The organism is Micromonospora sp. NPDC049204 (genome assembly GCF_040647935.1).
GTDB lineage: Bacteria > Actinomycetota > Actinomycetes > Mycobacteriales > Micromonosporaceae > Micromonospora.
In genome coordinates this window covers 99,839-124,443 of sequence record NZ_JBEZDC010000001.1, presented here as the reverse complement: position 1 = coordinate 124,443, position 24,605 = coordinate 99,839, and the positions used below count along the sequence as shown (strand labels likewise).

Annotated in this window: 27 protein-coding genes; 9 read left to right on the top strand and 18 right to left on the bottom strand. The window is 72.8% G+C overall.

What is annotated here, in order from left to right; genetic code table 11:
* Positions 1–16: 16 nt before the first annotated feature.
* A complete protein-coding gene (gene dinB / locus AB0A90_RS00635) occupies positions 17–1,204 on the bottom strand; it encodes a DNA polymerase IV (protein ID WP_357239348.1) in 1,188 nt (395 codons plus the stop codon).
* A gap of 58 nt (positions 1,205–1,262) precedes the next feature.
* Positions 1,263–1,700: a VOC family protein gene (locus AB0A90_RS00630; protein WP_357239345.1), complete on the bottom strand. Its 438-nt coding sequence runs from the start codon at positions 1,698–1,700 to the stop codon at positions 1,263–1,265.
* A 95-nt stretch (positions 1,701–1,795) separates the two neighbouring features.
* On the opposite strand from AB0A90_RS00630, the gene AB0A90_RS00625 reads away from it, so the two are divergent.
* Entirely contained in the window at positions 1,796–2,770 is a 975-nt protein-coding gene (locus AB0A90_RS00625; protein ID WP_357239342.1) for a YafY family protein, read from the top strand.
* Here AB0A90_RS00625 and AB0A90_RS00620 read toward each other — a convergent pair.
* From AB0A90_RS00620 to AB0A90_RS00605, 4 genes are all read right to left on the bottom strand, one after another.
* Positions 2,665–3,291 carry a GNAT family N-acetyltransferase gene (locus tag AB0A90_RS00620; protein ID WP_357239339.1) on the bottom strand — a complete coding sequence of 209 codons (627 nt, stop codon included), beginning with the start codon at positions 3,289–3,291 and terminating at the stop codon, positions 2,665–2,667. The two genes, AB0A90_RS00625 and AB0A90_RS00620, sit on opposite strands and share 106 nt — an antisense overlap.
* Positions 3,288–3,869 (bottom strand): N-acetyltransferase, encoded by a 582-nt coding sequence (locus tag AB0A90_RS00615; RefSeq protein ID WP_357239336.1) that lies wholly within the window; start codon positions 3,867–3,869, stop codon positions 3,288–3,290. The genes AB0A90_RS00620 and AB0A90_RS00615 overlap by 4 nt, the downstream gene beginning before the upstream one ends.
* A 159-nt stretch (positions 3,870–4,028) precedes the next feature.
* Positions 4,029–5,603 carry an FMN-binding glutamate synthase family protein gene (locus AB0A90_RS00610; RefSeq protein ID WP_357239333.1) on the bottom strand — a complete coding sequence of 525 codons (1,575 nt, stop codon included), beginning with the start codon at positions 5,601–5,603 and terminating at the stop codon, positions 4,029–4,031.
* A gap of 106 nt (positions 5,604–5,709) precedes the next feature.
* Entirely contained in the window at positions 5,710–6,819 is a 1,110-nt protein-coding gene (locus tag AB0A90_RS00605) for an N-acetylmuramoyl-L-alanine amidase (protein ID WP_357239330.1), read from the bottom strand.
* Positions 6,820–7,051: 232 nt separating this feature from the next.
* Between AB0A90_RS00605 and AB0A90_RS00600 the strand changes: the two genes are divergently transcribed.
* The 3 genes from AB0A90_RS00600 (at position 7,052) to AB0A90_RS00590 (ending at position 10,525) form a co-directional block, all read left to right on the top strand.
* Positions 7,052–8,182: a hypothetical protein gene (locus AB0A90_RS00600; protein WP_357239327.1), complete on the top strand. Its 1,131-nt coding sequence runs from the start codon at positions 7,052–7,054 to the stop codon at positions 8,180–8,182.
* A 211-nt stretch (positions 8,183–8,393) separates the two neighbouring features.
* The gene (locus tag AB0A90_RS00595) at positions 8,394–9,722 is read left to right on the top strand and encodes an MFS transporter (RefSeq protein ID WP_357239325.1); all 1,329 of its coding nucleotides are present in this window, start codon (positions 8,394–8,396) and stop codon (positions 9,720–9,722) included.
* Positions 9,723–9,808: 86 nt separating this feature from the next.
* Positions 9,809–10,525, top strand: a complete 717-nt coding sequence (locus tag AB0A90_RS00590) for a metalloregulator ArsR/SmtB family transcription factor (RefSeq protein WP_357239322.1) — start codon at positions 9,809–9,811, stop codon at positions 10,523–10,525.
* A gap of 61 nt (positions 10,526–10,586) precedes the next feature.
* On the opposite strand, the gene AB0A90_RS00585 is transcribed toward AB0A90_RS00590, so the two are convergent.
* The 7 genes from AB0A90_RS00585 to AB0A90_RS00555 all read right to left on the bottom strand — a co-directional run bounded on the left by AB0A90_RS00585 (position 10,587) and on the right by AB0A90_RS00555 (position 15,991).
* The gene (locus AB0A90_RS00585) at positions 10,587–10,973 is read right to left on the bottom strand and encodes a VOC family protein (protein ID WP_357239319.1); all 387 of its coding nucleotides are present in this window, start codon (positions 10,971–10,973) and stop codon (positions 10,587–10,589) included.
* Positions 10,970–11,680 (bottom strand): hypothetical protein, encoded by a 711-nt coding sequence (locus AB0A90_RS00580; protein ID WP_357239316.1) that lies wholly within the window; start codon positions 11,678–11,680, stop codon positions 10,970–10,972. Before AB0A90_RS00580 ends, AB0A90_RS00585 begins: the two co-directional genes overlap by 4 nt.
* 188 nt (positions 11,681–11,868) lie before the next feature.
* The gene (locus AB0A90_RS00575; RefSeq protein WP_357239313.1) at positions 11,869–12,288 is read right to left on the bottom strand and encodes a YchJ family metal-binding protein; all 420 of its coding nucleotides are present in this window, start codon (positions 12,286–12,288) and stop codon (positions 11,869–11,871) included.
* 176 nt (positions 12,289–12,464) lie between these two features.
* Positions 12,465–13,565, bottom strand: coding sequence for a magnesium and cobalt transport protein CorA (locus tag AB0A90_RS00570; RefSeq protein WP_357239311.1), 1,101 nt, complete (start codon positions 13,563–13,565; stop codon positions 12,465–12,467).
* Positions 13,566–13,675: 110 nt separating this feature from the next.
* Positions 13,676–14,260: a class F sortase gene (locus AB0A90_RS00565; protein ID WP_357239308.1), complete on the bottom strand. Its 585-nt coding sequence runs from the start codon at positions 14,258–14,260 to the stop codon at positions 13,676–13,678.
* Positions 14,261–14,376: 116 nt separating this feature from the next.
* On the bottom strand, positions 14,377–14,862 hold the full coding sequence (locus tag AB0A90_RS00560; RefSeq protein WP_357239305.1) for a hypothetical protein: 486 nt from the start codon (positions 14,860–14,862) through the stop codon (positions 14,377–14,379).
* 301 nt (positions 14,863–15,163) lie between these two features.
* Entirely contained in the window at positions 15,164–15,991 is an 828-nt protein-coding gene (locus AB0A90_RS00555; RefSeq protein WP_357239302.1) for a metalloregulator ArsR/SmtB family transcription factor, read from the bottom strand.
* Between the two features lie 139 nt (positions 15,992–16,130).
* Between AB0A90_RS00555 and AB0A90_RS00550 the strand changes: the two genes are divergently transcribed.
* The 3 genes from AB0A90_RS00550 to rnhA are packed head-to-tail and all read left to right on the top strand — an operon-like array spanning position 16,131 to position 19,221.
* The gene (locus AB0A90_RS00550) at positions 16,131–17,402 is read left to right on the top strand and encodes an MFS transporter (protein ID WP_357239299.1); all 1,272 of its coding nucleotides are present in this window, start codon (positions 16,131–16,133) and stop codon (positions 17,400–17,402) included.
* Between the two features lie 54 nt (positions 17,403–17,456).
* Positions 17,457–18,737, top strand: a complete 1,281-nt coding sequence (locus tag AB0A90_RS00545; RefSeq protein WP_357239296.1) for a lycopene cyclase family protein — start codon at positions 17,457–17,459, stop codon at positions 18,735–18,737.
* A 10-nt stretch (positions 18,738–18,747) separates the two neighbouring features.
* Positions 18,748–19,221 (top strand): ribonuclease HI, encoded by a 474-nt coding sequence (gene rnhA, locus AB0A90_RS00540; protein WP_030491933.1) that lies wholly within the window; start codon positions 18,748–18,750, stop codon positions 19,219–19,221.
* Between the two features lie 7 nt (positions 19,222–19,228).
* On the opposite strand, the gene AB0A90_RS00535 is transcribed toward rnhA, so the two are convergent.
* The 3 genes from AB0A90_RS00535 to AB0A90_RS00525 form a co-directional block, all read right to left on the bottom strand.
* Positions 19,229–19,465 (bottom strand): preprotein translocase YidC, encoded by a 237-nt coding sequence (locus AB0A90_RS00535; protein WP_357239292.1) that lies wholly within the window; start codon positions 19,463–19,465, stop codon positions 19,229–19,231.
* 72 nt (positions 19,466–19,537) lie between these two features.
* A complete protein-coding gene (locus AB0A90_RS00530) occupies positions 19,538–20,422 on the bottom strand; it encodes a pentapeptide repeat-containing protein (RefSeq protein ID WP_357239289.1) in 885 nt (294 codons plus the stop codon).
* 73 nt (positions 20,423–20,495) lie between these two features.
* The gene (locus tag AB0A90_RS00525; RefSeq protein ID WP_357239286.1) at positions 20,496–21,593 is read right to left on the bottom strand and encodes a DUF5919 domain-containing protein; all 1,098 of its coding nucleotides are present in this window, start codon (positions 21,591–21,593) and stop codon (positions 20,496–20,498) included.
* 179 nt (positions 21,594–21,772) lie between these two features.
* On the opposite strand from AB0A90_RS00525, the gene AB0A90_RS00520 reads away from it, so the two are divergent.
* Positions 21,773–22,381, top strand: a complete 609-nt coding sequence (locus AB0A90_RS00520; RefSeq protein WP_357239283.1) for a hypothetical protein — start codon at positions 21,773–21,775, stop codon at positions 22,379–22,381.
* A gap of 18 nt (positions 22,382–22,399) precedes the next feature.
* Here the strand turns inward: AB0A90_RS00520 and AB0A90_RS00515 are convergent, their stop codons facing one another.
* The gene (locus tag AB0A90_RS00515; RefSeq protein ID WP_357239280.1) at positions 22,400–23,206 is read right to left on the bottom strand and encodes an SDR family oxidoreductase; all 807 of its coding nucleotides are present in this window, start codon (positions 23,204–23,206) and stop codon (positions 22,400–22,402) included.
* A 79-nt stretch (positions 23,207–23,285) separates the two neighbouring features.
* On the opposite strand from AB0A90_RS00515, the gene AB0A90_RS00510 reads away from it, so the two are divergent.
* A complete protein-coding gene (locus AB0A90_RS00510; protein ID WP_357239277.1) occupies positions 23,286–23,888 on the top strand; it encodes an MBL fold metallo-hydrolase in 603 nt (200 codons plus the stop codon).
* Here AB0A90_RS00510 and AB0A90_RS00505 read toward each other — a convergent pair.
* Positions 23,861–24,601, bottom strand: a complete 741-nt coding sequence (locus tag AB0A90_RS00505; RefSeq protein WP_357239274.1) for a phenylalanine--tRNA ligase beta subunit-related protein — start codon at positions 24,599–24,601, stop codon at positions 23,861–23,863. The genes AB0A90_RS00510 and AB0A90_RS00505 overlap by 28 nt on opposite strands.
* Between the last annotated feature and the right edge of the window lie 4 nt (positions 24,602–24,605).

The following is a 24,605-nucleotide window of genomic DNA, read 5'->3' as shown; positions in this document are numbered from 1 at the left end:
GCGGCACGCAGATCGGTCAATCCGGCAGCAGTGGCATCTCCACTCCCGGGTCCCGGCCGAGCAGCACCGCGCGGGTGAGCGCCGCCGATCCGAACCGGTCGCGGACCGCGTCCACCGCGGCATCCAGCTCGGCGCCCGGGTCGCGGTGGAACGGCAGCTCCGGCTGCACCGGACTGTCGTCCAGATTGCCCACCGAGACACCGATCAATGTCACACCACGGCGATCGATCTCGGTCAGTGCGGCCCGAAGCAGTGCCCGCGCGGCGGCGAGCAGCGGCGTCGTGTCGGCGGTCGCCTTGCCCACGGTGTGCGAGCGGGTCGCCCGGGTGTAGTCGCCGAAACGTAGCCGCAGCATCACCGTGCGTCCGGCCCGCCCCGCCGCCCGCATCCGCCGGGAGACCCGATCGACCAGGCCGGCGAGGATGGCATCCAACTCCGCCGGGGCATGCGGGGTACGGCTCAGCGCGTGCTGCGCGCCCATCGAACCGCGTCGGCGCCCGACCTGCACCGAGCGGGGGTCGCGGTTGTGCGCCAACGCGTGCAGGTGCCGCCCGGCGCCCGACCCGAGCAGGGACACCAACGCGGCCTCGCCCAGTCGGGCCACCTCGCCGACGGTACGGATCCGGTGCTCGCGCAACTTCGCCGAGGTGACCGGGCCGACGCCCCACAACCGCTCGACCGGCAGCGGGTGCAGGAACGCCAACTCGGCGTCCGGTGCGACCTCCAGCAGCCCGTCTGGTTTCGCCACCCCACTGGCCACCTTCGCCAGGAACTTCGTGCGGGCCACCCCCACCGTGATCGGCAGGCGGACTCGTGCCCGGACCTCCTGGCGCAGCCGCTCGGCGATCTCGGCCGGTGGCCCGACCAGCCGCCACAGGCCTCCCACGTCCAGGAACGCCTCGTCGATGGAGAGCCCCTCGACCAGCGGTGTGGTCTGTCGGAAGATCTCGAAGACCGCGCGGCTCGCCTCCGTGTACGCCGACATCCGGGGCGGCACCACGATCGCGTCGGGACACAGCCGGCGCGCCTGCTGGCCGCCCATCGCGCTGCGTACGCCCCGCGCCTTCGCCTCGTAGCTGGCCGCGAGGACCACGCCTCCGCCGACGATGACCGGCCGCCCGCGCAGGCGCGGGTCGTCACGCTGCTCGACCGACGCGTAGAACGCGTCCAGGTCGGCATGCAGGATGTGGGCGCCGGACGACACGTACACATGTTCGCATGGCGTCCGGCGGCGACGGCGGTGAGCTGGGTGAACGCCCGGGTCAGTCCAGGCAGAACTCGTTGCCCTCGGGGTCGGCCATGATGAGGTGACCGGCGCCCAGCGGGGGAGCGGGCTCGTGCCGATCGAGCCGGGTGGCGCCGTGCGCGACGAGCCGATCCGCCTCCTCCTCCAGGGCCGCCATCCGCTCGTCGCCCGCCAGGCCGGGCGCGGCCCGCACATCGACGTGTACGCGGTTCTTGACCCGCTTGGGCTCCGGCACTTTCTGGAAGAACAGCCGAGGCCCCGAGCCGTCGGGGTCGACCACCGCGGACGCGTCGTTGCGGTGCTCCGGCGGCACTCCCATCGCTTCGAGCGCCTGGTCCCACGTTTCGAAGTCTCCGGGTGGCGCCTGCACCTGGTAGCGGAGGGCCTCGGCCCAGAACGTCGCCAGCGCCGCCGGATCGGCACAGTCGAACGTGATCTGTATGTCGCGGGCCATGTCAGCTCCTTGTGTCCTTGTCTGGTCGGTCATGATCTGTAGCCTCTCGCGGATAGCGGACAGGATCGTTCCGCTATCCGTGCAACGATCGGCGCATGCGTGTCGAGGCGACCACCGAGCGGGTCCTTCGGCTGTTGGCGCTGCTGCAACGGCGGCCATCCTGGACGGCCGCCGAGCTCGCCGCCGAGCTGGGGGTCACCAGCCGTTGTGTGCGCCGTGACGTGCAGCGTCTGCGTGTGCTGGGCTACCCCGTGTACGCGACGGCGGGCGTCGGCGGCGGCTACCAACTCGGCGCGGGCACCCGGCTGCCGCCGCTGCTCCTGGACGACGAGGAGGCGATCGCGACTGCGGTCTCCCTGCGGCTGGCCTCGGGCGGCACGGTCGCCGGGGCGGGCGAGGCGGCGTTGCGGGCGCTCGCGAAGCTCGACCAGGTGATGCCGTCGCGGCTGCGCGCCGAGGTACGCGCCGTGCACGGTGCCACGGAGACACTTATCGGTCCGGTGGCCGCGATCGACGCGGAGTTACTGGTGACTCTCGCACGGGCCTGTCGTGACGCCGTGCGGGTCCGGTTCAGCTACACCGCCCGCGACGGCGGGCAGGAGGAGCGGACGGTCGAGCCGGTCCGGATGGTCACGACGGGTCGCCGCTGGTATCTGATGGCCTGGGACGTCGACCGCGACGACTGGCGTACGTTCCGCCTGGACCGGATGGGTGCCGCGGTGGCGACGACCTGGCGGTTCCGGGCGCGCGAACACCCGGATCCGGTCGCCTTCGTGCAACGGTCGGTGACCGGGGCGCCGTACCGGTACGTGGCCCGAGCGCGGGTGCACGCCCCGCCCGACCGGGTGCGGGCGTTGGTGCCGCCCCAGGTGGGGCGTGTCGAGGACGACCGCGACGGGTGGTGTGTGCTGGTCGTGGGCGGCGAGAGCCTGGACTGGCTGGCCGCGCACCTCGCCCGCCTGGACTACGAGGTGGAGGTGTTGGAGCCGCCGGAGCTGCGCGAGGCCGCCGGCCTGCTGGCCCGCCGCCTCGCGGCGATGGCCGGGACGGTGTCGGAGCGCAGCGCGTAGTGGCGCAGCGACACCGGGCTGCCGTCCGGGGCGGTCCACGGTGCGGTGCTGGTGCCGGTGCAGCGCCACCCGGTGCGCTCGTAGAGGGCGGTGGCCGCGGCGTCGTCGCAGGTCACGTCGAGCACCAGATCGATTCCGCGGGCGTTCGCCCACTGGCGTGCCCGCGCCAGTAGTGCGCTGCCCAGCGCCAGCCCTCGGGCGCCCGGCACCACGAAGAGACGCGCGAGGGCGGCCGTCGGTCGGGCCGGCGGCCCGGTCGCCGGGCCGGGCAGCCGGTGTACCGAGACGTGCCCGACAATTGCGGCGTTGGCGTTGGCGTTGGCGTTGGCGTTGGCGTCTTCGGCGGTGGCGTCAGCCGCGATGGCGACCCAGGCGCGCGCCGGGTGTGGTTCGCGCAGCCAGCGGTGCGGGTCGGTGGGCCAGTTCAGCGGGTACCTGTCGACCCGGTGGACCTCGGCGAGCGCAGCGACACATCCGTCGAGGTCGGTGGCGCGCCGCCGGCGGATCCGCGGTGGGATCACAGGTCGTCGAACGGGGACGCGTAGCGGAACTCGCCCCGGATCGACTCGCGCCAGGCGTTCATCGGTCGGGCCATGAAGTATCGCGGCCCCCATGGTTGGGGCGGGGTGACGCCCAGCTCGACGGCCGGCCGGAACCCGAAGCGTGGGTAGTAGTCGGGGTGCCCGAGCAGCACGACGAGCGGCTCGTCACGGGCGTCGGCCGCGCCGAGCACCGCGTGCATCAACGCGCTGCCGACGCCGCGCCGCTGCCATTCCGGCAGCACCCCGAGCGGCCCCAGGCCCAACGCGACCGGCTCACCGGCCACCCGGCCGCGGGTGGCCACCACGTGCCCCACCACCCGGCCGTCCGAATCGGTCGCCACCAGGGAGTACGCGGGCAGCCAGCCCTCGTCGGCGCGCAGCGCGTCGACAAGCGTCGCCTCGACGGGCGTGGCCTGGGTGGGCGTGGCCTGGGTGGGCGTGGCCTGGTCGGGCGTTGCCTCGACCGCCGCGCCGTCGCCCGTGGCCTTGGCGAAGGCGGCGGCATGTACCGCCCGGATGGCATCGACGTCGGCGGACGTCTCGCGTCTGATCAGCACCGCGCCACGATACGGGCACACCAGACAATGACTCCACGCCTTTACCCCCACCCCGCCCCGCCCGCGCCGATCTTGCAGTTTCGGTCGCCGATATGCCTAGAGTGCCGCTGTTTGTCGCGACGGTAAGTGCAAGATCGGCGCGGGCGGGGTGGGCGCGGCTCAGCCGACGGCGGTGGCCGAGGGCGGGGCGCTGCCGCCCCTGGGCGCCTCGGGGGCCATCAGCCGAATGATCTCCGCCTGGTCGGCCGGCGAGGGCATCCCCCAGTCCGGCTGGTAGCCGTACACCTCGTGCAGTGGGGTGGAGCCGGTGCGGCCGTCCAGGATCTCCACGGCGTCCGTGCCGATCAGGCCGGGGTGTTCCACCCCGCAGGCCTCGGCGACCTTGGTGAGGTCGCGGCGCAACGTCCGCAGGTAGTTTGCCGCCCGGACCGACTTCAGCGTCGGGTCCAGGCCTCGGGCCAGCCAGGCGTTCTGCGTCGCCACGCCGGTGGGGCAGGTGTCGGTGTGGCACTTCTGGGCCTGGATGCAGCCGATCGACAGCATCGCCTCCCGACCCACGTTGACCATGTCGCAGCCGAGCGCGAACGCCACGACGGCGTTGTCCGGCAGGCCGAGTTTGCCGGCGCCGACGAAGACCACCCGCTCGTGCAGATCGTGTTCGGCGAAGACCTTGTAGACCCGGGAGAAGCCCTGCTGGAACGGGAGCGACACGGAGTCGCTGAAGATCAGCGGCGCGGCACCGGTGCCGCCCTCGCCGCCGTCGATCGTCACGAAGTCGACGCCCCGGCCGGTGTCGCGCATCAGGGTGGCCAGCTCCTGCCAGAAACCGAGGTCGCCGACCGCCGACTTGATGCCGACCGGGAGGCCCGTCTCGGCGGCCAACAGTTCCACCCAGTCGAGCAGGCTGTCACAGTCGGAGAACTCGGCGTGCCGGGAGGGGCTGACGCAGTCCTCACCAGCCGGGATGCCCCGGGTGGCGGCGATCTCGGCGGACACCTTCGCCCCGGGCAGCAGCCCACCGAGACTCGGCTTGGCGCCCTGGCTCAGCTTGATCTCCAAGGCCCGCACGGGCGCGCCGGCGACCAGGTCCTTCAGTCGGTCCAGGCTGAACCGGCCGTGCTCGTCGCGGCAGCCGAAGTACGCCGTGCCGAGTTGGAAGACCAACTCCCCGCCGTTGCGGTGGTACGGCGACAGGCCGCCCTCGCCGGTGTTCTGTAGGCAACCGGCGAGCGCGGCCCCCTTGTTCAGCGCGGTGATGGCGTTGCCGGAGAGCGAGCCGAAGCTCATCCCGGAGATGTTGACCACCGACTCCGGGCGGAAGGCGCGGGCTCGCCCCCGGGCCGCGCCGAGCACCTTCGCGCAGGGCAACCGCACGTCGTGCCCGGCGGTCGGGGTGGACGGCGGCACCGCCCGGCCGAACGTGCGGTGCTTGATGATCGGGTATCCGCGGGTGTGTTCGATGTCGTTGTCCGTGCCGAAGCCGAAGTAGTTGTTCTCCTGCTTCGCCGACGCGTACACCCAGCGGCGCTGGTCACGGGTGAACGGCCGCTCCTCGTCGTTGCCGGCCACGATGTACTGCCGAAGCTCCGGCCCGATCGCCTCCAACAGGTACCGGGCGCGGCCGAGCACCGGGAAGTTGCGCAGCAACGCGTGGTCGCGCTGGATCAGATCCCGCGCGGCGAGCGCCGCGACGGCGGTGGCGACGGCGGGTACGGCTCGACGGGCCCATCTCATACCGGCAGTCTTTCCGGCCACGCCGTGCGCCAAACCGCCCGGCCGAAGCAACGCGCTGGTGGCAGCCCGGGTGGCGGTGCGGGAGTACCCGCACCGCCACCACCGCTCAGCGGTGCTGGAACGACTGGCGGACCGACCCGCCGACGACCGCGCACCACGTGCTCGTGCTGAGCTTGCCGTTGCGGGGAAGCCCGTGCAGCGCCTGCAGGTCCTGCACGGCTGCCCGGGTGGCGTGGTCGTACGCCCCGGTCGCGGTGACCGCGTACCCCTTGGTGGCGAGGATCTCCTGCACCGCGGTGACCGGCGCGCCGGTGGCGTGCTGGTCGAGTTCCGGAGCGAGGGTCTCCCAGGTCGGCGTGGTGAGGGTGGCGTCCACGTCCACCGCAATGCCGTTTCGGGCCTGCCAGTCCTGCACGGCCGCCACGGTCGCGGCGTCGAACGTGCCGCTGACCGTCACCGCGTAGCCCCGATGGGCGAGCAGGTGCTGCACCACTCGCACCGAGGGGGAGTTGACGAAGCGCCACAGGTCCGGCCAGCGGCGCGCCGGCACGTCACCGAGCTTGGTGCCCAGGGCGGCGTGGACGCGTCGCCGCAGCTCGGGGAACTGCCGGTAGAACGCCGCCCCCGGGCACTCGGTGGTGCGGAAGTCCCAGTGGCCGAAGATGTCGTACGCGTGCAGCCCGTACTGCCGGCAGATGGCGACGCAGAGTGTGACCAGCGAGTCGGTCAGCGCCTTCGGCGGCGTCTCGGTGACGTACGTGCCCTCGTTCTCGATGCCGATGGCCCGGCCGTTCTCACCCGGGCAGTGGGCGGAGACCATCTGCCGGTCGCCGGCTTCGAGGCGCTCCAGGCTGCCCCGGCGGCCCTCCAGCACGTAGCCACCGCGGCTCACCGTGAAGTGCTGGCCGGTGTCCGACCAGCCGTTGCCGTCCATGTGCAGGTCCTGGCAGTCGTGGGCCAGCTTGACCGCCTGCTCGCGGGAGTAGTCCGTGACGTTCGGGAACGCCATGTGATGCACGATGATCTTGTTGGTGGCGATGGCGCTCACCGACAGCGGGTCCTTCGGCGGGCGGGCGGCCCACTCGTCACAGCTGATGATCCAGTCCAGGTCGGTGCCGGGCGCGGCCTGTGCCGTGGTGGGGAAGGCGAGTTCGCTCCCGACGACGGCGACCGTGGCGGCGCCGAGACCGGCGCGCAGCAGTGTCCGGCGGTCCACTTCGGAATGATCGACGTGCATTGACATCTCCTCCTGCGGCCGACGGCGGGGATGAAAAGTAGCTCCAGTGGCCGCACGCACTCCGGAGAATATTGCCAAGACTTGCCCGCGCGCTAGAGGGCGGAGCCCATGATCCAGCCGGTCGGGCCGTCAGCGGCAGGCGTTTCCCCACGCCGGGTCGAGGGTAGGTCGGGAACTGACCATCCCCGGCTGCGCGTAGAGGAATGACCAGATGAGTGACAACGTCAGCGACGCGGTGGGCGACGCCCTCCGCTCGGTGATGCTCTTCCTGCCCAAGGCCGTCGCCTTCCTGGCGATCCTGGTGGCTGGTTGGCTGATCGCCAAGGCTGTGTTGAAGATCGTGGAGAAGGTCCTGGAGCGGGTGGGCTTCGACCGCGCCGTCGAGCGCGGCGGCATCCGTCGGGCGCTGAGTCGCTCCCGGTACGACGCCAGCGACATCGTCGCGAAGCTCGTCTACTACGCGGTGCTGCTGTTCACCCTCCAACTCGCCTTCGGCATCTGGGGGCCGAACCCGATCTCCGACCTGCTCGCCGCGGTGATCTCGTGGTTGCCCCGAGCCTTCGTCGCGATCGTCATCGTCGTGGTCGCCGCCGCCATCGCCAACGCCGTCAAGGACATCATCAGCGGCGCGCTCGGCGGGCTGTCGTACGGCCGGGTGCTGGCCAACATCGCCTCGGTGTTCATTCTCGGTCTCGGCGTCATCGCCGCGCTGAACCAGATCGGGGTGGCCACCGCGGTCACCACGCCCGTGCTGATCGCCGTGCTGGCCACCGTCGGCGGGATCCTCGTCGTGGGTGTCGGTGGTGGCCTGATCCGTCCGATGCAGAGCCGCTGGGAGGGGTGGCTGAGCCGTGCGGAGCAGGAGTCGCAGGTGATCGCCTCGCACACCCGCGCCTACCGGGCTGGTCGCCGCGACGCCGAGGCCGAGCTGGCCCGGCGGTCGACCCCCACCGCCGACCCGGTCCGCCCGTCGAAGGCGGTCAGCGATCCGGAGGCCACCCAGGTGGTGACCGTGCCGGCCGATCCGCAGGTGGTGACCCGCCCGGCCGACCCGGAGGCCACGCAGATCGTGACCCGCCCGACCGACCCGGAGGCTACGCAGATCGTGACCCGTTCGGCCGACCCGGAGGCGACCCAGATCGTGACCCGACCGGCCGACCTGGACACCGAGCGGTTGCCATCGGCGCGGACCGACGCCGACACCACCCAGGTGGTCAGCCGCGACGCCGACACCACCCAGGTCGTCGGCACCGGTGCCGGCGGCCCGGTTCCCGGACAGCGGGCCGGCGACGACAGCGAGACCACCACGGTCATCCCGCCGGTCGACCCGAACCGCCGCTGATTCGCCACGATGCCAGCGGGGTGGGGTCCGGAAGCGACCCCACCCCGCGGTGTCTCGCCCGGCACGCCGAAAGCGCTCGCCGACGCGGCGGGACGCGGCTAGCATCGCCGGCATGACCTGGCGACATTGATCCCGCACCGTAGGCCGAAACCGTGGGCCGCCACGGGCACCGCACGTCCGGTGTCCGTCTCCACTCCCACGGGAAGGCCTAATGATCCACATCGCCGCACGCGTGCCCGACCCGGCGGCCCGCCGGCTGACGATCACCCTCTACGGGTACGCGTTCCTCAGTGACCTCGTGCTGCTCTACCCGCTGTACGTGGTGTTCTTCGCCGACACCGGGCTGTCGGTGGGGCAGATCTCGTCGCTCTTCGTCGTCTGGTCGGCGGCCGGCATCCTGTTCGAGGTGCCCTCCGGCGCGTGGGCCGACGTGGTGTCCCGACGGTTGCTGCTGTGCCTCGCGCCGCTGGTGGCCGCCGCCGGTTTCGCGCTCTGGGTGTTGCTGCCGTCGTACCCGGCGTTCGCGGTCGGGTTCCTGCTCTGGGGCGCCGGAGGAGCGTTGGTCTCCGGTGCGCTGGAGGCGTTGGTGTGGACCGAGTTGGACCGGCTCGGCGCGGTCGACCGGTACGCCCGGGTGCTCGGGCGCGCGCGGACGGCGGGCGTGCTGGGCGTGGTGCTCTCCGGAGTGCTCGCCGGCCCGGTGCTCGCCGCCGGCGGATATCCGGCGGTCGGCGCGGCCAGCGTGCTGGCCTGCCTACTCGCCACGCTCGTCGCCGCCCGGATGCCGGAGCACCGTCCACCGGCCGCCGTGCCCGTCCCGGTCCCCGAGTCGGCGCTGGCCGCTCGGTCGGTGGGTGCCGCACCGCTCCGACCGGACGAGCCGGACACCGCCCCACCCGCGAACCCGGACGACGATCGTGACCTGGGGTGGTGGGACACGCTGCGCGCCGGAGTGGCGCAGGTCCGCACCCATCCGCCGGTACGGGCCGCCGTGCTGCTGGTGGCGGTGGTCGCCGCCGACTGGGGTGCCCTGGACGAGTACACACCGCTGCTGGCCCTGGACACCGGCGTCGGGGCGCGGGCCGTACCCCTGCTGCTCCTGCTGCTCTGGGCCGGGGTGACAGTCGGCGGGCTGCTCGCCCCGGCGGGGGAGCGGCTGGGCCGTCGAGGGTACGCCGCACTGTTGGGGCTGGTCGGCGTCGCGCTGGCCGGAGGTGCCCTGCTTCGGCACCCGGCGGGGTTCGTGCTGCTCGCGGTGGCCTTCGGCGCCGCGCAGTTGGCCACCGTGCTGGCCGACGCGCGGCTCCAGGCTCGGATCACGGGCACCAGCCGCGCCACCGTCACCTCCCTGGCCGGGATGGCCACCGACGTGCTGATCATCGTGACGTACGCCGTCTACGGTCTGCTCGCCACGGTGGCCGGCAATGCGGTGGCGTTCGCGCTGATCGCCGGGGCGTACCTCGTGATGCCGCTGGTGCTACTGACCCGCCGCCGGTCGCCTGCCGAACTCGCCCTCCGTGCCGGAAGTGCTGATGACTGAGAGTCGCAGTGATCTGAGACACCGTCACGTACGGTTATGTCGGGAGTTCTTGACGTGTCGGGAGGTTCCGACGCATCATTCCTGACGTGCCCGACGACGACCTCTTCCTCGCACTGGCGAATCCGGTCCGCCGACGTTTGCTGGAAATCCTGAGCGACGGGCCCCGCACGGCAGGTGACCTCGCCGCCAGCTTCGAGCTGAGCCGGCCTGCCGTCGCGGAGCACCTGCAGATCCTGCGGCGGGCCGGGCTCGTGCACGACCAGCCCACCGGGCGACAACGGCACTACCACCTGACCGCCGAGCCGCTCGCCCAGGTGGGCGACTGGCTCCACCCCTTCGAGCGGTTCTGGCGCCACCGCCTCCGTACCCTCGCCGACATGCTCCTGGAGGAGACCATGACAGATACCGCCACCATCGCCGTGGACCAGTTCATCGCCGCGCCACCGTCGAAGGTCTGGCGCAGCCTCACCGAGCCGGAGTTGCTCGCCCGCTGGTGGGTGCCGGGCGACGTCGCCGCCGTCGTCGGCCACCGCTTCCACCTACAGATGCCCGGTTGGGGAGCGGTGGCCTGCGAGGTCACCGAGGTCGAGCCCGAGCGGCGTCTCGTCTACACGTTCAACGAGAACTGGACGCTGACCTGGCGGCTGGTTCCCGAGGGCAACGGCACCCGACTGTTCCTGGACCACTCGGGATTCGACCTCGACGACCCCCGGGCCCGAGACGCCTTCGCGCGGATGGGGCCCGGCTGGCGGGACAAGATCCTGCCCGGCCTCGCCCGGTTGGCCGCCGACCTGCCGGACTGATCACCCCGAATCGACGAGGTGCCCGGCGGCGGCCCGAGGAGGCCGCCGCCGGGCCGCACGGTCAGCCGGCCAGGTGCAGGAACGACCACTGGTGGCCGTCGAGGTCGCGGAAGCCGCGCATGTACATCGGCCCGTTGGCCATCCCCGGCCCGAGCGGCTGCCCGCCGGCGACCGTCGCCTTGTCGACCAGCTCGTCGACCTGCTCGCGGCTCTGCGCCGACAGCCCGACGACGACCTCCCGGCTGGTCTCCGTGTCGGTGGCGGCGACCCCGGTGTACGACTCGAAACCGGAGCGCAGGTGCAGCACGAGCCGGGTGCTGTCGGAGATGGTGAGGACCATGGAGTCCCCGTCCGGCTCGGCCTGGTCGCTGGTGAAGCCGAGTGCCTGGTAGAACTCGGCGGCGGTGGTCAGGTCGCGCACCGGCAGGTTGATGAAGGTCATGGTCATCGGTGGTCTCCGTTCGACTCGAGCAGTGCCTTCAACGCGGTGAGCCGCTCCCGCCAGTACGCCTTCAGCTCGGCGGCCTGCTCGGCTGCGGTCAGCTTCTCGTGCAGGACGGCGACCCGGGCCTTCGACTCGCCGACCGCGTCGACGCCGACCACGATCCGGGTGGGACCACCGGCCCAGTCGGCCCGGAAACTGCGCGGCGCGGTGGCGGTGCGGACGCGCACCTCGACGTCGGGCAGCCAACGGGCGCGTACCGTCTCGTCGGCGAAAGCCGCGAACAGCCGCGTCGCCGGGACCGCCACCGTCCGGCTGACGCTGGCCTCGAAGCCGCCCCCGCGCCGTTGACCGGGCGCGCGCAGGCCGCGCGCCTGCTCGTACCCGACGGTGATGGTCTGTGCCCACCAACCCGGCACCTCGTGCTCGACCACCAGGTGACGGGCGATCTGGGTGTGCGTCCGTTCGGTGGCGCCCACGGCGTCGAGCAGGGCGAACCACTCGTCCCAGCCGCGGCCGGTCCGGGCGCGGATCAGGTCGTCGGTGATCCGCTCGGTCTGCGCGGCGGCGGACGCGGGAGATGGGGCCGCGGGCACCTCGGTGGCCGGCGCGGCGGCCTTGTTGATCAGGTGCCGACGAGCGGCGGTGTAACTCTCGCCGGTCTTCTCCATCCGGGTGCGGACCCGGGTCTTGAACGATCTCTGGTTGGTCATCACATGCTCCCGGTCAACGGCACGGTCACCGGGACTCACGCTCCCGCCGACCCCGCCGGAGTGGGGCATGTGGCACCACGTCCCGAGGGCTCCAGGCCCCCTTTGCCTCCGCGTGGCCGGCGGCGTGAGCGCCGGGAGGGAGGTGCGGCGTAGGACGACGCCAAGGAGATCCTACGCCAATTCGACCGTCAGGTCTGGTCACCGTCGAGGTAGACCCATCGGCCGTCCTCGCGGACGAACCGGCTGTGCTCGGTCAGGGTGCCGGGCCTCCCCGCAGCCCGGTAGTGGGCGTGGAACGTCACGGTGCCGGCGGCGTCGAGCAGGCCGCCCCGCTCGGTGTCCACGATCTCCAGCCGGGTCCACCGCTGCCCGGGGTCCAGGTCCAGGGAGGCGGGCCGGGTCGACGAGTGCCAGCTGCGCAGCAGGTAACCGGAGTCGCCGAGGGCGAAGGCGCTGAACCGGGAACGCATCAGGGCCTCGGCCGTCGCCGCCGGGCTGTCGCCGCCGTGCGCCGGGGCGCAGCAGTCCGCGTACGCCCGGCCGGAGCCGCACGGGCAGGCCCGCCCGGTCGTCGTGTTCGCCCGTCGGCGTCCCGCACCCTTACCCACATCGTCATCCTGCCCCATCGCCGGGCAACGGCTCCCGCCGGTCGCTGTGGCGCGCGGCCCTTGCCTGATCCACTCGACTTCCTGGAAGTCGCGGTATCCGAAAGGGTCCGACACCCCGACTTCAAGGAACCCGAGTCGATCAGACCGGCCGAGTCGGTCAGAGCCGCCCGAGGCGGTCAGAGCCAGCCGGATCGGCGGAACAGGCGGTACAGGGCCAGGGCGACCACGGCCATCAGGGTCAGGGAGGCGGCGAAGCCGTGCCGCCAGGCCAACCCCGGCATGTGGTCGAAGTTCATGCCGTAGATGCCGGCGATGCCGGTCTGGGTGGCCGCGATGGCCGCCCACGCCGCGATCTTGCGCATGTCGTTGTTCTGCTCGACGGCGAGCTGCGCCAGCCGGGACTGCACGATCGAGGTGAGCAGATCGTCGTACGCGGCGACCCGGTCGACGGCCCGGCTCAACCGGCCGTCCACGTCGACGAACCAGCGGTGCAGGGCGCGTGGCGGCCCGTCGGGGTCGAGCAGCGTCCGCATCGGCGCCTGCAACGGCAACACCGCCCGTTTGAACTCCACCACCTCCCGTTTGAGCTGGTAGATGTGCTGGATGTCGGCGCTGCGGTCGCGGGCGAACACCTCCTCCTCGACCCGCTCCAGGTCCCGCTCCACGTGCCCGGCCACCTCCAGGTAGGAGTCGACCATCCGGGCGCAGACCGCGTACGCCACCGCCCAGGGGCCGGCGGCCAGCAGCGTGGGACGACGCTCGATGTCGGCGCGGACGCTGCGCAGCGCCCCGGCGGCGCCGTGCCGCACGGTGATGGCGAACCGGTCTCCGAGCAGCACCATCACGTCCCCGGTGTCGATCACCTCGGAGGTGTCGGTCAGCTCGTCGTGCTCCACGTACCCGGCGGTGCGCAGCACCAGCAGCGTGACCGGCCCGTGCCGCTGCACGGTGGGCCGGTGCCCGTCGGCGAGCGCCTGCTCGACGGTCAGCTCGTCGAGGCCGAAGGTCCGGCCGACCGCGGCGAGCACGGCCGACCCCGGGTCGTGCAGGCCCAGCCACACGAAGGCGTTGCGGCCGTGCCGCGCCCGGGTGTACGCGTCGGCGTAGTGCGGCTGCCCGGGTTCGCGCCGGCCGTCGACGTAGACGGCGCAGTCGACGACCGCGTCCGGGTTGGACCGGCGCGGGGTGGGGGAGTCGTCCTCGACCCGGCCGAGCAGTCGACGGGCCAGGGCGCGTACGCCTCGACCGGCCCGGTCCCGTACCGGTCGCTGATCCACCGCGTGCCTCCCCGTCGCCCGCGCACCGCCCCGGTCACGGTGCCCGCTGGGGATGGTGCCACCGCATTCTGCCGAGCGGGGTCCGGCGTCCGACAGGCGGGCGGCCGTGCTCAGGCGGTGCGGGTGGCGAAGACGACGACGTTGTCGACATAGTTGCCGGTCGTGGCGTCGAACCGGCCGCCGCAGGTGATCAGGCGGAGTCCGGCGGCGTCCGCCGGGCCGTAGACGAGCGTGGTGGGAAAGTGCTCCTTCGGGTACGCGCGGACGTCGTCCACGGTGAACGTGGCGACCCGCGCGTCGGCACGGGTGATCTCGATCTGCGCGCCGCTGCGCAGCCGACCGAGGTCGAAGAAGACCGCCGGTCCGGCGGGGGAGTCGACGTGTCCCACCAGGACGGCGTTGCCGGTCTCGCCGGGGCTGACCCCGTGCCGGTACCAGCCGGCGAGGGTGGGCCGGTCCAGTGGTGGCACCTCCAGCACCCCGGCGGCGTCCGCGCCGACCGGGACGACCTCGGCGCGTACGTCGATGGTGGGGATCCGCACCCGGACCGGCGCGGCGCGGGGCAGCGGCGCCAGGTCGGGTGCGGGGTGGGTGCGCCTCGGCGCGTCGACCGGCGGTCGTGGTGGCCGCGTCGGGTCGGCGGTGAGGCCGACGGTGATCAGCCCGAGCCCGGTCACGCCGAGCAGGGCCACCACGGCCGGTAGGGTCCGCCGCCACCACACGTGGGCACACCTCCGTAGGGCATCGTCGGGGTGCCCGCGCCGGTGTCACCGGTGCGGGCACCCGTCCTCAGGGATGGAGCAGTCGCCGATCAGGCGACAGTGGACACCGGACGTCGCCGGCGGATCAGGACCACCGCGCCAGCCAGGGCGGTGCCGAGCAGGGTGCCACCAGCGGCCAGAGCGCCGGTGTCGCGGCTGTCACCACCGGAACCGGCCGGTGCGCCGCCGATCGGGGTGACGGTGAACGTCGTGGTGCCGGCCGAGCTGCCGTCGCCGCAGGTCGCCGCCACCGTGTAGGTACCCAGGGTGAATCCGGCGGTGAAGAGTTCGGCGCTCAGTCCGCCGCCGGCGGCGGCAGTGGTGGATCGGACGTTCTGGTCGCGGTTGGGGCCGGTCACCCGGAAGAGGGCGTCACCCGACTTCGGGTTGCAGGTCGTCGCGGTGAGCACGACGGTCCCACCGACCGGGGTGGTGGCCGGTGACACCGTGGTGTCGGCCAGTGCGGCGCCTGGCAGCAGGAGCGTGCCGAGGCCCACGCCGAGCGCCGCCGAGCAGAGTGCTGTTGAGACCTTCATACGCGTCTTCCCTCACTTTTCGTCCGCTGACTGCGTGGGACGTCGTTCGGGTGGCCAACTCCGACTAGCACCGGTGTGCCCAACACTAGGTGGGTTGGCCCCACGATCAGGTGAAAATGAGAATTCTTCGTTGCCGTCACGTGTCCACCCGAAGGCGGGGAGAGCTGCGCAAAGGCCCGGACGGGCCGACCGGCACCGGTGCTCCGATCGATGTCCGCTGCGGCCGGGCTGTCGTCGCTGGGCCGATGGCGAGGTATTTCCGGCCACGGCGGAAATGCACCCCCTGGCCGGTGGGTCAGGGTCAGTGGGCCTGGGACGGGTCGGGCATCGGCTCGCCGGTCTCCAGCAGGGTTTTGAGGCTGGCCAGCAACTCCGGCCAGCCTCCGCTGCCGTCGAGCTGGCCGCTGATCGCCCGGTGCATCTCGCTGTCCGGGGAGAAGCCGTCATGGATGACGGTCAGCCGGACGGTCGACCCGCTGTGCGGCTCGATCTCGAAGGTCACCGTCGACCGGCGCTCGCCGAGCCGGGCGGCCAGCTCCTCGGCGGACCAGCCGAAGTGCTCGGCGTGCTCGGGTTGGAAGCCGTGCCAGCTGTACGACAGGCGACGGTACGGCTCGGCGACGAGCACCCGCTGACCGAGATCACGTGGCTCGCCGTCCGGCGTGTCCTGCCACAGCACCGGAGACCCGACCTGCCAGTCGGACGCCAGGGCGACCCCGCCCCAGTAGCGGCGGGTGAAGGCCGGTTCGGTGAGCGCGGCCCAGAGCCGCTGCGGGGTGGTCCTGACGTAGGTGGTGTAGACGAACGCGGGACTCTCCATGGGCTGTCGCTCCAATGCGGTGCTCAGGTCGGCGAGCGCGGCGGCTCGCTCGCGGTCGTATCGGCTGAGCCATCTGTCGGCGATGGCGTTGATCGGCGCGGCGTTCAGGTAGTGCACCTTCTCCCGCCCGCGCCGAATGCTCGTGACGAGGTGGGCCGCCTCCAGCACCGCGAGGTGCTTGCTGACCGCCTGTCGACTCGTCGCCAGCCCGGCACAGAGTTCCCGCAGGGTCTGGCCATTGCGGTCGTTGAGCCGGTCGAGCAGCCGACGCCGGCTGGGATCGGCCAGCGCCCGGAACGCGTCGTCCATCGGCCCTCCATAAAAAGCAACCAAGCGGTTGCCTGTCAACATAGGCAACCCGGCGGTTGCCTGTCAACGCGGGGTCGGGCTTCTGTCGCTGGGATGAATCCGGGTGGAGCCGGGGGAGGCGCTGATAGGTTCGCTCGCCGTGACACAGGACAGCACGACGGCCGGTCTGGGCACGACGTTCGCCCGACTCTGGGCGGCGACGACCCTGTCGGCCCTGGGCAGCGGTCTGGCCACCGTCGCCGCTCCGCTCTTCGTCGCGTCGCGTACCGACGACCCGCTCGTGGTCGCCGGGGCGTCCGCCGTGGCGTGGCTGCCGTGGCTGCTCTTCGCCCTGCCCGGCGGCGTGCTGGTGGACCGGATGGACCGACGACGGCTGATGATCATCATCGACCTGGTCCGGGTGGTCGCGCTCGCCGTCCTGGCCACGGCGATCCTCACCGGCCACGGCGGCGTGGCGCTGCTGTACGCGGTGTTGTTCCTGGTCAACACGGGTGAGATCGTGTTCCGTGCGGCGAGCCAGGCCATGGTGCCGAGCGTGGTGCCGCGACACCGCCTGGAGCGCGCCAACGGGTGGCTCAGCGGTGGCGCCACCCTTATGCACAGCATGCTCGCCGGCCCGCTCGGCGGCTTCCTGTTCGCGCTCTCGGCGGGCAGCCCGTTCCTGGTCAACGCGGTCACGTACGCCCTCAGCGCCGTCCTGGCGGCACTCATCGGCGGAGACTTCCGGGCCTCCGCCGGCGACCCGCACGAACGCCGTACCCGCTCGATGGGTGGCGAGATCGTCGAGGGGCTGCGGTGGTTGGCGAACCAGCGGTTGCTGCGCACGATGGCCGTGCTGATCGGTCTGCTCAACGTGACCCTCACCGCCGCGCTCGCGGTGCTGGTGCTGCTCGCCGACGAGCGGCTGCGACTCTCCTCCGTCGGCTACGGTCTGCTGTTCACCTGCATGGCCGCCGGTGGGGTGCTCGGCGCGTTCCTCGGCGACCGGATCATCGCCCGGATCAGCGCCACCTGGACGATCCGGATCGGCCTGCTCGTCGAGGCGGGCCTGCACCTGGCGTTGGCCGCGTCGCGCAGCACCATCGTGGTCGGGTTCGCGCTCTTCGCCTTCGGCGTGCACGGCGCGCTGTGGAACATCGTGGCGAACTCCCTGCGCCAACGACTCACCCCGCCGACGTTGCAGGGGCGGGTGGCCAGCACGACCCTCTTCGTGGCCGCCGGTGGCAACTGCGTGGGCGCGCTGCTGGGCGGGCTGCTCGCCGCCTGGTACGGCATCACCACGCCGTACTGGGTCGGGTTGGTGGTGGCCGTCGGCGTCGCCGCCGCCACCTGGCGGGTCTTCAACCGCGCGACGGTCGCACGCGCCTACGCCGACCCGCCCCCGATCGAGTCGCCCGCCCCGGTGGCCTGAGCGCCGATACGCCCCATCGGTGGTGGTGGGCGACGGTGTGGCAGCGTGGTGCGGGTGACCGATTCCGCGCCGCTCGACGTCGACCTCGCGCTGCTCGGCGGTGGTGGCGCGGCGTCGTTGCTGCTCGCCGCACTGGACCGGCACGGCGTCCGGGGGCTGCGCATCGCCGTCGTCGACCCGGTCCGCCGGCGCGGTCAGGACCGCACCTGGGCGTTCTGGGGCCACCCCGGCACCGACCTGGACCCGCTGCTCAGCGCGAGCTGGCAGCAGGTCGAGGTGGCCACGACGGCCCGCCGCCGCGTCCTGGACCTGACCCCGCTGCGGTACGCCATGCTCCGCTCCGGCCCGGTCTACGACCGGGCTGCCGCGGCCGAAAGCCGGCTGGACGCCACCCGGATCGTCGCGCCCGCCGAGACGGTGACCGACGACGGTTCGCGGGTGCTGGTGCGCACCGGTGACGGGCGGACCGTACGGGCCGGTTGGGTGCTCGACTCCCGTCCCCGCCCGCCGGCGCGAGCGGGGCGGACCACCTGGTTGCAGCACTTCCGCGGCTGGTGGTTGGAGGCCGAGCGGCCCGTCTTCGACCCGGCGCGCGCGGTGTTGATGGACTTCCGCACCCCGCAGCCGCCCCGGGGCGTCTCGTTCGGGTACGTGCTGCCGGTGAGCGACAGGTACGCCCTGGTCGAGTACACCGAGTTCTCCCCCGACCTGCTCACCGACGCCGGGTACGACGCGGCGCTGGCCGGCTACCGGGACCTGCTCGGCCTCGACCCGGCCGGACTGCGGGTGCGCGAGGTGGAGAACGGTGTGATCCCGATGACCGACGCGCCGTTTCCGGCCCGGCCCTCACCCCGGGTGGTCCGGCTCGGCACGGCCGGCGGCGCGACCCGACCCTCCACCGGCTTCACCTTCTCCGCCATGTACCGCCAGGCCGACCAGGTGGCCCGCGCCCTCGCGGCGGGACGGGCGCCGGTGCCGCGGGCGGCGTACCCGCGTCGGCACCGGTGGATGGACGCGGTGGCCCTGCGGGCGCTGGACCGGGGCGGGGTCGGTGGCCCGGACTTCTTCGACCGGCTCTTCGACCGCAACCCGGCCGAGCGGGTGCTGCGCTTCCTCGACGGGGTCACCACCCCGGCCGAGGAGGTCGCGATCATGAACTCGACCCGGCTGCTGCCGATGATCGCCGCCACCGCCGGCGACGCGGCGCACCGCGTCCGCGACCGGCTGCGCCCGACCCGGCCCGCGCCGGCCGTCCCACCCGCGGTGGTGGGTCCGGCGCCGACGGCGCGGCGCGCCGGCCCCCCGAGCGGGGAGGACGACGTGCGCTGCCGGTAGGTTGCCGGGCATGGTGGACGCGGCGGCCGGCAGGGGCGTGCAGATCTGGACCGACGGGGCGTGCAGTGGCAACCCCGGGCCGGGCGGTTGGGGCGCCCTGTTGCGCTACGGCGACCACGAGCGGGAGCTGTGCGGGGGCGAGGCCACGCCGACCACCAACAACCGGATGGAGCTGATGGCGGCCATCCAGGCGCTGGAGAGCCTGAACCGGCCGGTCACCGTCGAACTGCACACCGACAGCACGTACGTGCGCAACGGCATCACCAGTTGGCTGGCGTCCTGGAAGCGCAACGGTTGGCGGACGGCGGCGAAGCAGCCGGTGAAGAACGCCGACCTGTGGCAGCGGCTGGAGGCGGCCTGTGAACGGCACGAGGTCACCTGGCTGTGGGTGAAGGGGCACAACGGTCACCCGGAGAACGAGCGGGCCGACGGGCTGGCCAACAAGGGTATGACCGAGGCGCGGGCCGCGCTGACCAGTCGCTGAGGCGGGGTCAGCGGGTCGCGTCGGGGTGCCCGGGCATGCTCGATCCGCCGCCGCTGCTGCCGGACGAGCCACCGGCGACACCTGAGTTGTCGGGCTCGGTCACGATGTCCGGTCGGACGTCGGTGTCGACCGGCGCGGGCACCTCGGTGTCCGCCTCGACCTGCACCAGCGGCACCTGGCCGGCCTCGTCCTCGCTGTGCTGCGGGTCGCCCGGCAACTCACCGTCGCGCTTTCGGTAGCCCACGCCGTGCCCCCCGTCGATGCCGGTCCGCGTCGGCGCTGGCTACCCGGCGTCGTCCGGGCCGAAACCTCGCGGTCAGCGCCGTCGGCGGCGGCCGGCGGAGGAGGTGGACGGGGACGGCCGGCGGACCGGGGTGAGCGGCAGCGCCGTCCAGTGCGCCGGTCGGGTGCGGGTCGCCGGCAGGCCGGTGCGGACGTCGCCGCGGGCGGCGTCGAGCTGGGACTGGTGCAGGAAGAGGGTGCTCCGCAGGTCGGCGCCGCGCAGGTCGGCCCCGCGCAGGTCCGCGCCGGTGACGTCGGCCAGACCCAGGTCGACGCCGCGCAGGTCGGCGCCGATCAGCAGCGCACCGCGCAGGTTGGCCCGGCGCAGGTCGGCCCGGCGCAGGTCGACGCCGGGCAGGTGCGCTCCCCGGTGGTCCGCGCCCCCGGGGGAGCGGGCCGCGTCGCTGGCCCGGGACAGCAGCGGGTTGACCCGGTCCCGGTGCGCGGCGACGTCCACCGTCCGCAGGTGTGTGGGGTCACCCTCGGTGAGCGCTGTCGTCTCGGCGCGGGCGCGGGTCAGCTCGTCGCGCAGGTCGGCCGGCGGGTGCAGCGCCAGCGCCTCGGTGACGTACCAGAGCAGTTCGTGCAGGGGGCGCAGCACGGCGAACGCCTCCGCCATCGCCGGCAGCGTCTCCGGCGCGTCCCGCCAGTCCCGCCCGCCGAAGGTGACCTGGGCGACCTGCTGCCCGGCTCCGAAACAGTCGAACACGGTGCAGCCGGGAAACCCGCGTTGCCGCAGCTCGGTGTGGATGCCGCAGCGGTGGTCCGGACCCAGGTTGGGGCAGGCCCGCCCGGCCGGTTTGTCGATGGCGAAGTCCGTCGACCGGGCGAACGCGGGCACCACGCAGCACAGGCCGAAGCAGCGTCCGCAGTCGGCGCGAAGCTGCGCCGACCCGGTCGGCGGTGCGGTGCTGGACACGTGGCGGGTCCTCCGGGCGTTCGGGGCGGGACCACCATTATTTCGCGCGCCGAGCGAACCGGTCGGGCCGGGGTCACCGTCCGTGGGTGTCGCCGGCCGCCGCCGCGCGGGGCGCCGGGGGACGGGAGGCACCCGGTGGCGGCACCAACCGGTAGATCGCCCGATCCCCGTCGTCGTGCCCGTACTTCTGGTCGAAGTGCCGTTTCACGCTGTCGGCAGGTGTGCGGTCCCCGTCGGCGGGCTCCGCCAGCGCGAACATCGCGGGGGACGCCCCGGGTGCGCGGGGCGGCAGCATGGCGCGCGCGGTCAGCTGCCCGGTCACCCGGAACCCACGGCAGTCGACGTAGTGCTGCCCGTCCACCGTCACGTACGGCACGCGTACCTCGGCCACGTCCGAGTCGTCGTGCAGCAGGGTGACCATGACCGACCAGTACCGCTCCAGGTTGAGGGTGGCCTGTTCGTGCTCCCACAACTCCTCGAAGCGGGCGTGCACGAACCCGCCCCACGGGCTGTCCATGTCCACCTCGAGCTGGGGGACGTTGAACGACAGCTTTCCGATCGGGAAGAACGAGATCAACGCCCGCCCGTCCCACTGGTAGAGCTGGATCGACGGGGACGCGTCGTAGAGCCGGACCTGTAGGCGCTGCCGTAGCCGAGCGTCGAGGGCGTCGGTGAACGCGGCCAGGTGGCGCAGGTTGGTGCGGATCTGCCGGGGTACGTCCACCCGCTGCCGCTCCAACTCCTCGGAGCGTTGCTGCGCCGCGGTGCAGTCCGGGTCGAGCAGGAGCAACTGCACCTGGGCGCCGTTGGCGAGCGCCGCCCGGATCGCGCTCAGCGTCTCCTCGCGGTGCCGCTGTTCCAGCAGGATCGTCCAGGTGTCGAGGATGCGCACCCGGCGGCCGGAGCGGTGCAGCCGGGCCACGAACGCCTGCTGGTCGAAGCTCAGGTGCTCCTGCACCCGCGCCTTGCGGGCCTCCTCGAACAGCGGGTCGAAGATGACGTACGAGATGGCCGCGAGTACGACGCTGGCACCGAGGTTGAGCAGCAGGTCGCTCAGGAAGCCGGTGCTGCGCCAGGCGCCCACCAGCATGACGACGGCGACACCGAGCAGTGCCCCACCGACGACGAAGGCGCGTCGTTGCCGCCCGCCCCGACCAGCCCACTCGGGCATCCGGTCCCCTTCCGCCGTCGGTCGGCCCACTACCGCTTGCTGATCACCGGAATTCGGAGGATACGTGCCCGCTGTGCTGGGCGCTGGCCCGTTCGCCGAGCGGTCGGTTCGCCGCTCGGACCCGACTCGCCGCTCATAGGGTGACGGTAACGGAGTCGTGCGACCACGGAGGGTGGCGGGTGGACGAGAGTGAACGCGAGCAGGCGCTTCTCACCGTCCTGACCACCGAGCACTACGCGTTGCAGACGTCCCGCGCCGGCACCATCGCCGAGGCCACCGGCCGCGCCACCATCTTCCTGTCCGTCCTGTCGGCGGCGCTGATCGGCCTCGGCTTCGTGGCCAGCAACGACAAGCTGGTCCGGCCGTACCTGGCCGCGGTGCTGCCGACCCTGGTCATCATCGGGGTGCTGACGTTCCTGCGGCTGGTGGAGACCACCGTGGAGAACTCGCTGGACCTGCGGCGGATCCAACGCATCCGGGCCTACTACCAGCACAAGCTCGCCGGGGAGCACGACTTCTTCGCCGACGCGGTGGTGGCCGACGATGCCATGAGTACAGCCTGGAACCTGGTCGGCACGCGACCGGGGCGGTGGGAGTTCCTGCTGACCACCGCCGCACTCGTGGGCGCGGTCAACGCCGTGCTGGGCGGGCTCGGCATCGCGCTGGCAGCCACGACCGTCGGGGCCGGGGGCGAGGTGACGGTCCTGGTCGGGGTGCTGGTCGCGGTGGTGGCGTTCGGTGTGCAGTTCGCGTACATCGTCCGGGCGTCGGCCGCGCCGATGCGTTGACGACGCCCGCGGTGGTGGTCAGACCGACCGCCAGTCGTCGTTCGGCAACGCCGCCGCCTGGGGGCCCATCAGCAACATGCCCCCGTCGACCGGCCAGGACGCGCCGGTGACGTAGCCGGCGTCGGGGGAGGCGAGCAACGCGACCACGGCGGCCACCTCCCGGGCGTCGCCGGGCCGCCCCAGCGGCACACCGGGCCGTTCCTGGGTGTACGGGTCGACGTCCTCCTGACCGGTCATCGGCGTGGCGATCTCGCCCGGGGCGACGGCGTTGACGGTGATCCCGTCGGCGGCCAACTCCTGGGCCATCACCCGGGTCAGCAGCCCGAGCCCGCCCTTCGCGGCGCAGTACGCGGCGGAGCCCACCCGGGGCGCGTGCTCGTGCACGCTGGTGATGTTGATGATCCGCCCACCCGCGCCGGTGGCCCGCATCCGTCGTGCGGCCCGCTGGGCGCACAGGAAGGGCGCGTCCAGGTCGACGGCGAGCACCTCGCGCCACTGCTCCCACCCGGTGTCGACGAACGGCGTCGAGGCCCCGGTGCCGGCGTTGTTGACCAGTACCCCGATGCCGCCCAGCCGATCGGCCAACTCGTCCACCACCCCCGCCGCATCCGGCAGTCGGGTCAGGTCCACCTCGGCGACCTCGCAGCGCCGACCCGTCGCGCGGACCTCGGTGGCCGTCCGCTGCGCGCCGTCGGGATCGCCGTACCAGGTGATGCCGATCTCGAAGCCGGCCTTGGCCAGCGCGACCGCGCAGGCCTTGCCGATGCCGGAGTCCGCGCCGGTGACGACGGCGATCCTCGGGTAGTTCTCGTATCGCTGCGGCATGCTGCCGCACTACCCCGGCAGGGCCGACCCAACCACCACGGGACCGTGACCTGTCCGCCGACCGCGTACCGTCGCCGGGGTGCGGATCACGCGATTCACCCACTCGTGCGTACGCGTGGAACACGAGGGTGGGGTGCTCGTCGTCGACCCGGGGACGTGGAGTGAGCCGCGCGCCCTGGTCGGCGCGGACGCCGTCCTGGTCACCCACGAACACACCGACCACGTGGACGTGCTGCGCCTGGCCGGCCTGGGCGTCCCCGTGTACGCCCCGGAGGGCGCCCGACTGCCGGATCTCGTCCCGCTGCCGGTGACCCGGGTCCGCGCCGGGCAACGCTTCACGGCGGCCGGCATCGAGGTCAGCGCCCACGGTGGCCGGCACGCCGCCATCCACGGGGGTCAACCGGACTGCCCCAACCTCGGCTACCTGATCGGCGACGGGCTCTACCATCCCGGCGACGCGCTGCACGTGCCCGACGAGCCGGTGCACACCCTGCTCGTCCCGGCCCAGGGGTCCTGGTTGCGCCTCGACGAGGCGATCCGGTTCGCCGGCGCGGTGGGCGCCGCCGCCGCGTACCCGATCCACGACGCGCAGCTCAACGAGCGCGGCCTGGCCAGCGTCGCCGGCTGGTTCGGCGAGACGATCCCCGGCTACCGTCACCTCGTCCCCGGCGACACCGCCTGACCGAGATCGCCACCGGAGGTCGTGGCGGTGAAGCGGGGCGCGGCGGCGGTCAGCACCGCGCTGGCCGTCGGCGTGGACCACCCGTCGGTCACCTCGCTGACCAGCGCGGCGACCAGGCGGGTCAGGGTCGGTTCGGCCTCGGCGTGCAGCGCCTCGGCGACGATCAGCACCGACGACGTGTCGGCCCGCACGGCGGACCAACCGCTCTGCCGGTTCGTCCAGCGCCGGGCGTGTGCCCGCCCGGCGGTGTCGACGAAGGTCACCTCACCCGGGTCGGGATGCTCGGTGTCGCCGGCGAAGGTCTGGTACTCCTCGTCGCCGTGCGCGGGTCGGACCACCAGGTCACCGTCGATCCGGTCCAGGTCGAGCGCGGCGATCGGGATGGCGTACGCGGCCGAGACGGCGTTGCAGAGATCGACAAGCGGGTGGAGCCGGGGCAACTCGCCGTCCAGGCGCAGCCGACGCAGCAGCGCCTCCGCCGCGCACCGGTAGCGGGTGGGTGGCAACCCCATCGCCGCGTACGCCCGCCGCCACGCCTGGATCTCCGGGAACCCGCTCTCCGGTCCGCCGGCCAGCCGACTGCGGGCGACGGCCAGGTAGCCGGCCGTCCGCCGCGCCACGTCGGCCGTGGCGGTGATGCCGGTGGCGTGGACCACGCCGGCGACCAGATCGGGGTACGCGGCGCGCAGTTGCGCCGAATGCTCGAACCGCACGGAA

What these genes read in the sequence shown, in the direction of transcription:
- AB0A90_RS00595 (WP_357239325.1), top strand. Translation starts at nt 8,394, where the DNA reads ATGATCCACATCGCCGCACGCGTGCCCGACCCGGCGGCCCGCCGGCTG.
- AB0A90_RS00625 (WP_357239342.1), top strand. Translation starts at nt 1,796, where the DNA reads ATGCGTGTCGAGGCGACCACCGAGCGGGTCCTTCGGCTGTTGGCGCTG.
- AB0A90_RS00560 (WP_357239305.1), bottom strand. Translation starts at nt 14,862, where the DNA reads ATGAAGGTCTCAACAGCACTCTGCTCGGCGGCGCTCGGCGTGGGCCTC.
- AB0A90_RS00515 (WP_357239280.1), bottom strand. Translation starts at nt 23,206, where the DNA reads ATGCCGCAGCGATACGAGAACTACCCGAGGATCGCCGTCGTCACCGGC.
- AB0A90_RS00555 (WP_357239302.1), bottom strand. Translation starts at nt 15,991, where the DNA reads ATGGACGACGCGTTCCGGGCGCTGGCCGATCCCAGCCGGCGTCGGCTG.
- AB0A90_RS00630 (WP_357239345.1), bottom strand. Translation starts at nt 1,700, where the DNA reads ATGGCCCGCGACATACAGATCACGTTCGACTGTGCCGATCCGGCGGCG.
- rnhA (WP_030491933.1), top strand. Translation starts at nt 18,748, where the DNA reads ATGGTGGACGCGGCGGCCGGCAGGGGCGTGCAGATCTGGACCGACGGG.
- AB0A90_RS00525 (WP_357239286.1), bottom strand. Translation starts at nt 21,593, where the DNA reads ATGCCCGAGTGGGCTGGTCGGGGCGGGCGGCAACGACGCGCCTTCGTC.
- AB0A90_RS00610 (WP_357239333.1), bottom strand. Translation starts at nt 5,603, where the DNA reads ATGAGATGGGCCCGTCGAGCCGTACCCGCCGTCGCCACCGCCGTCGCG.
- AB0A90_RS00580 (WP_357239316.1), bottom strand. Translation starts at nt 11,680, where the DNA reads ATGACCAACCAGAGATCGTTCAAGACCCGGGTCCGCACCCGGATGGAG.
- AB0A90_RS00600 (WP_357239327.1), top strand. Translation starts at nt 7,052, where the DNA reads ATGAGTGACAACGTCAGCGACGCGGTGGGCGACGCCCTCCGCTCGGTG.
- AB0A90_RS00585 (WP_357239319.1), bottom strand. Translation starts at nt 10,973, where the DNA reads ATGACCATGACCTTCATCAACCTGCCGGTGCGCGACCTGACCACCGCC.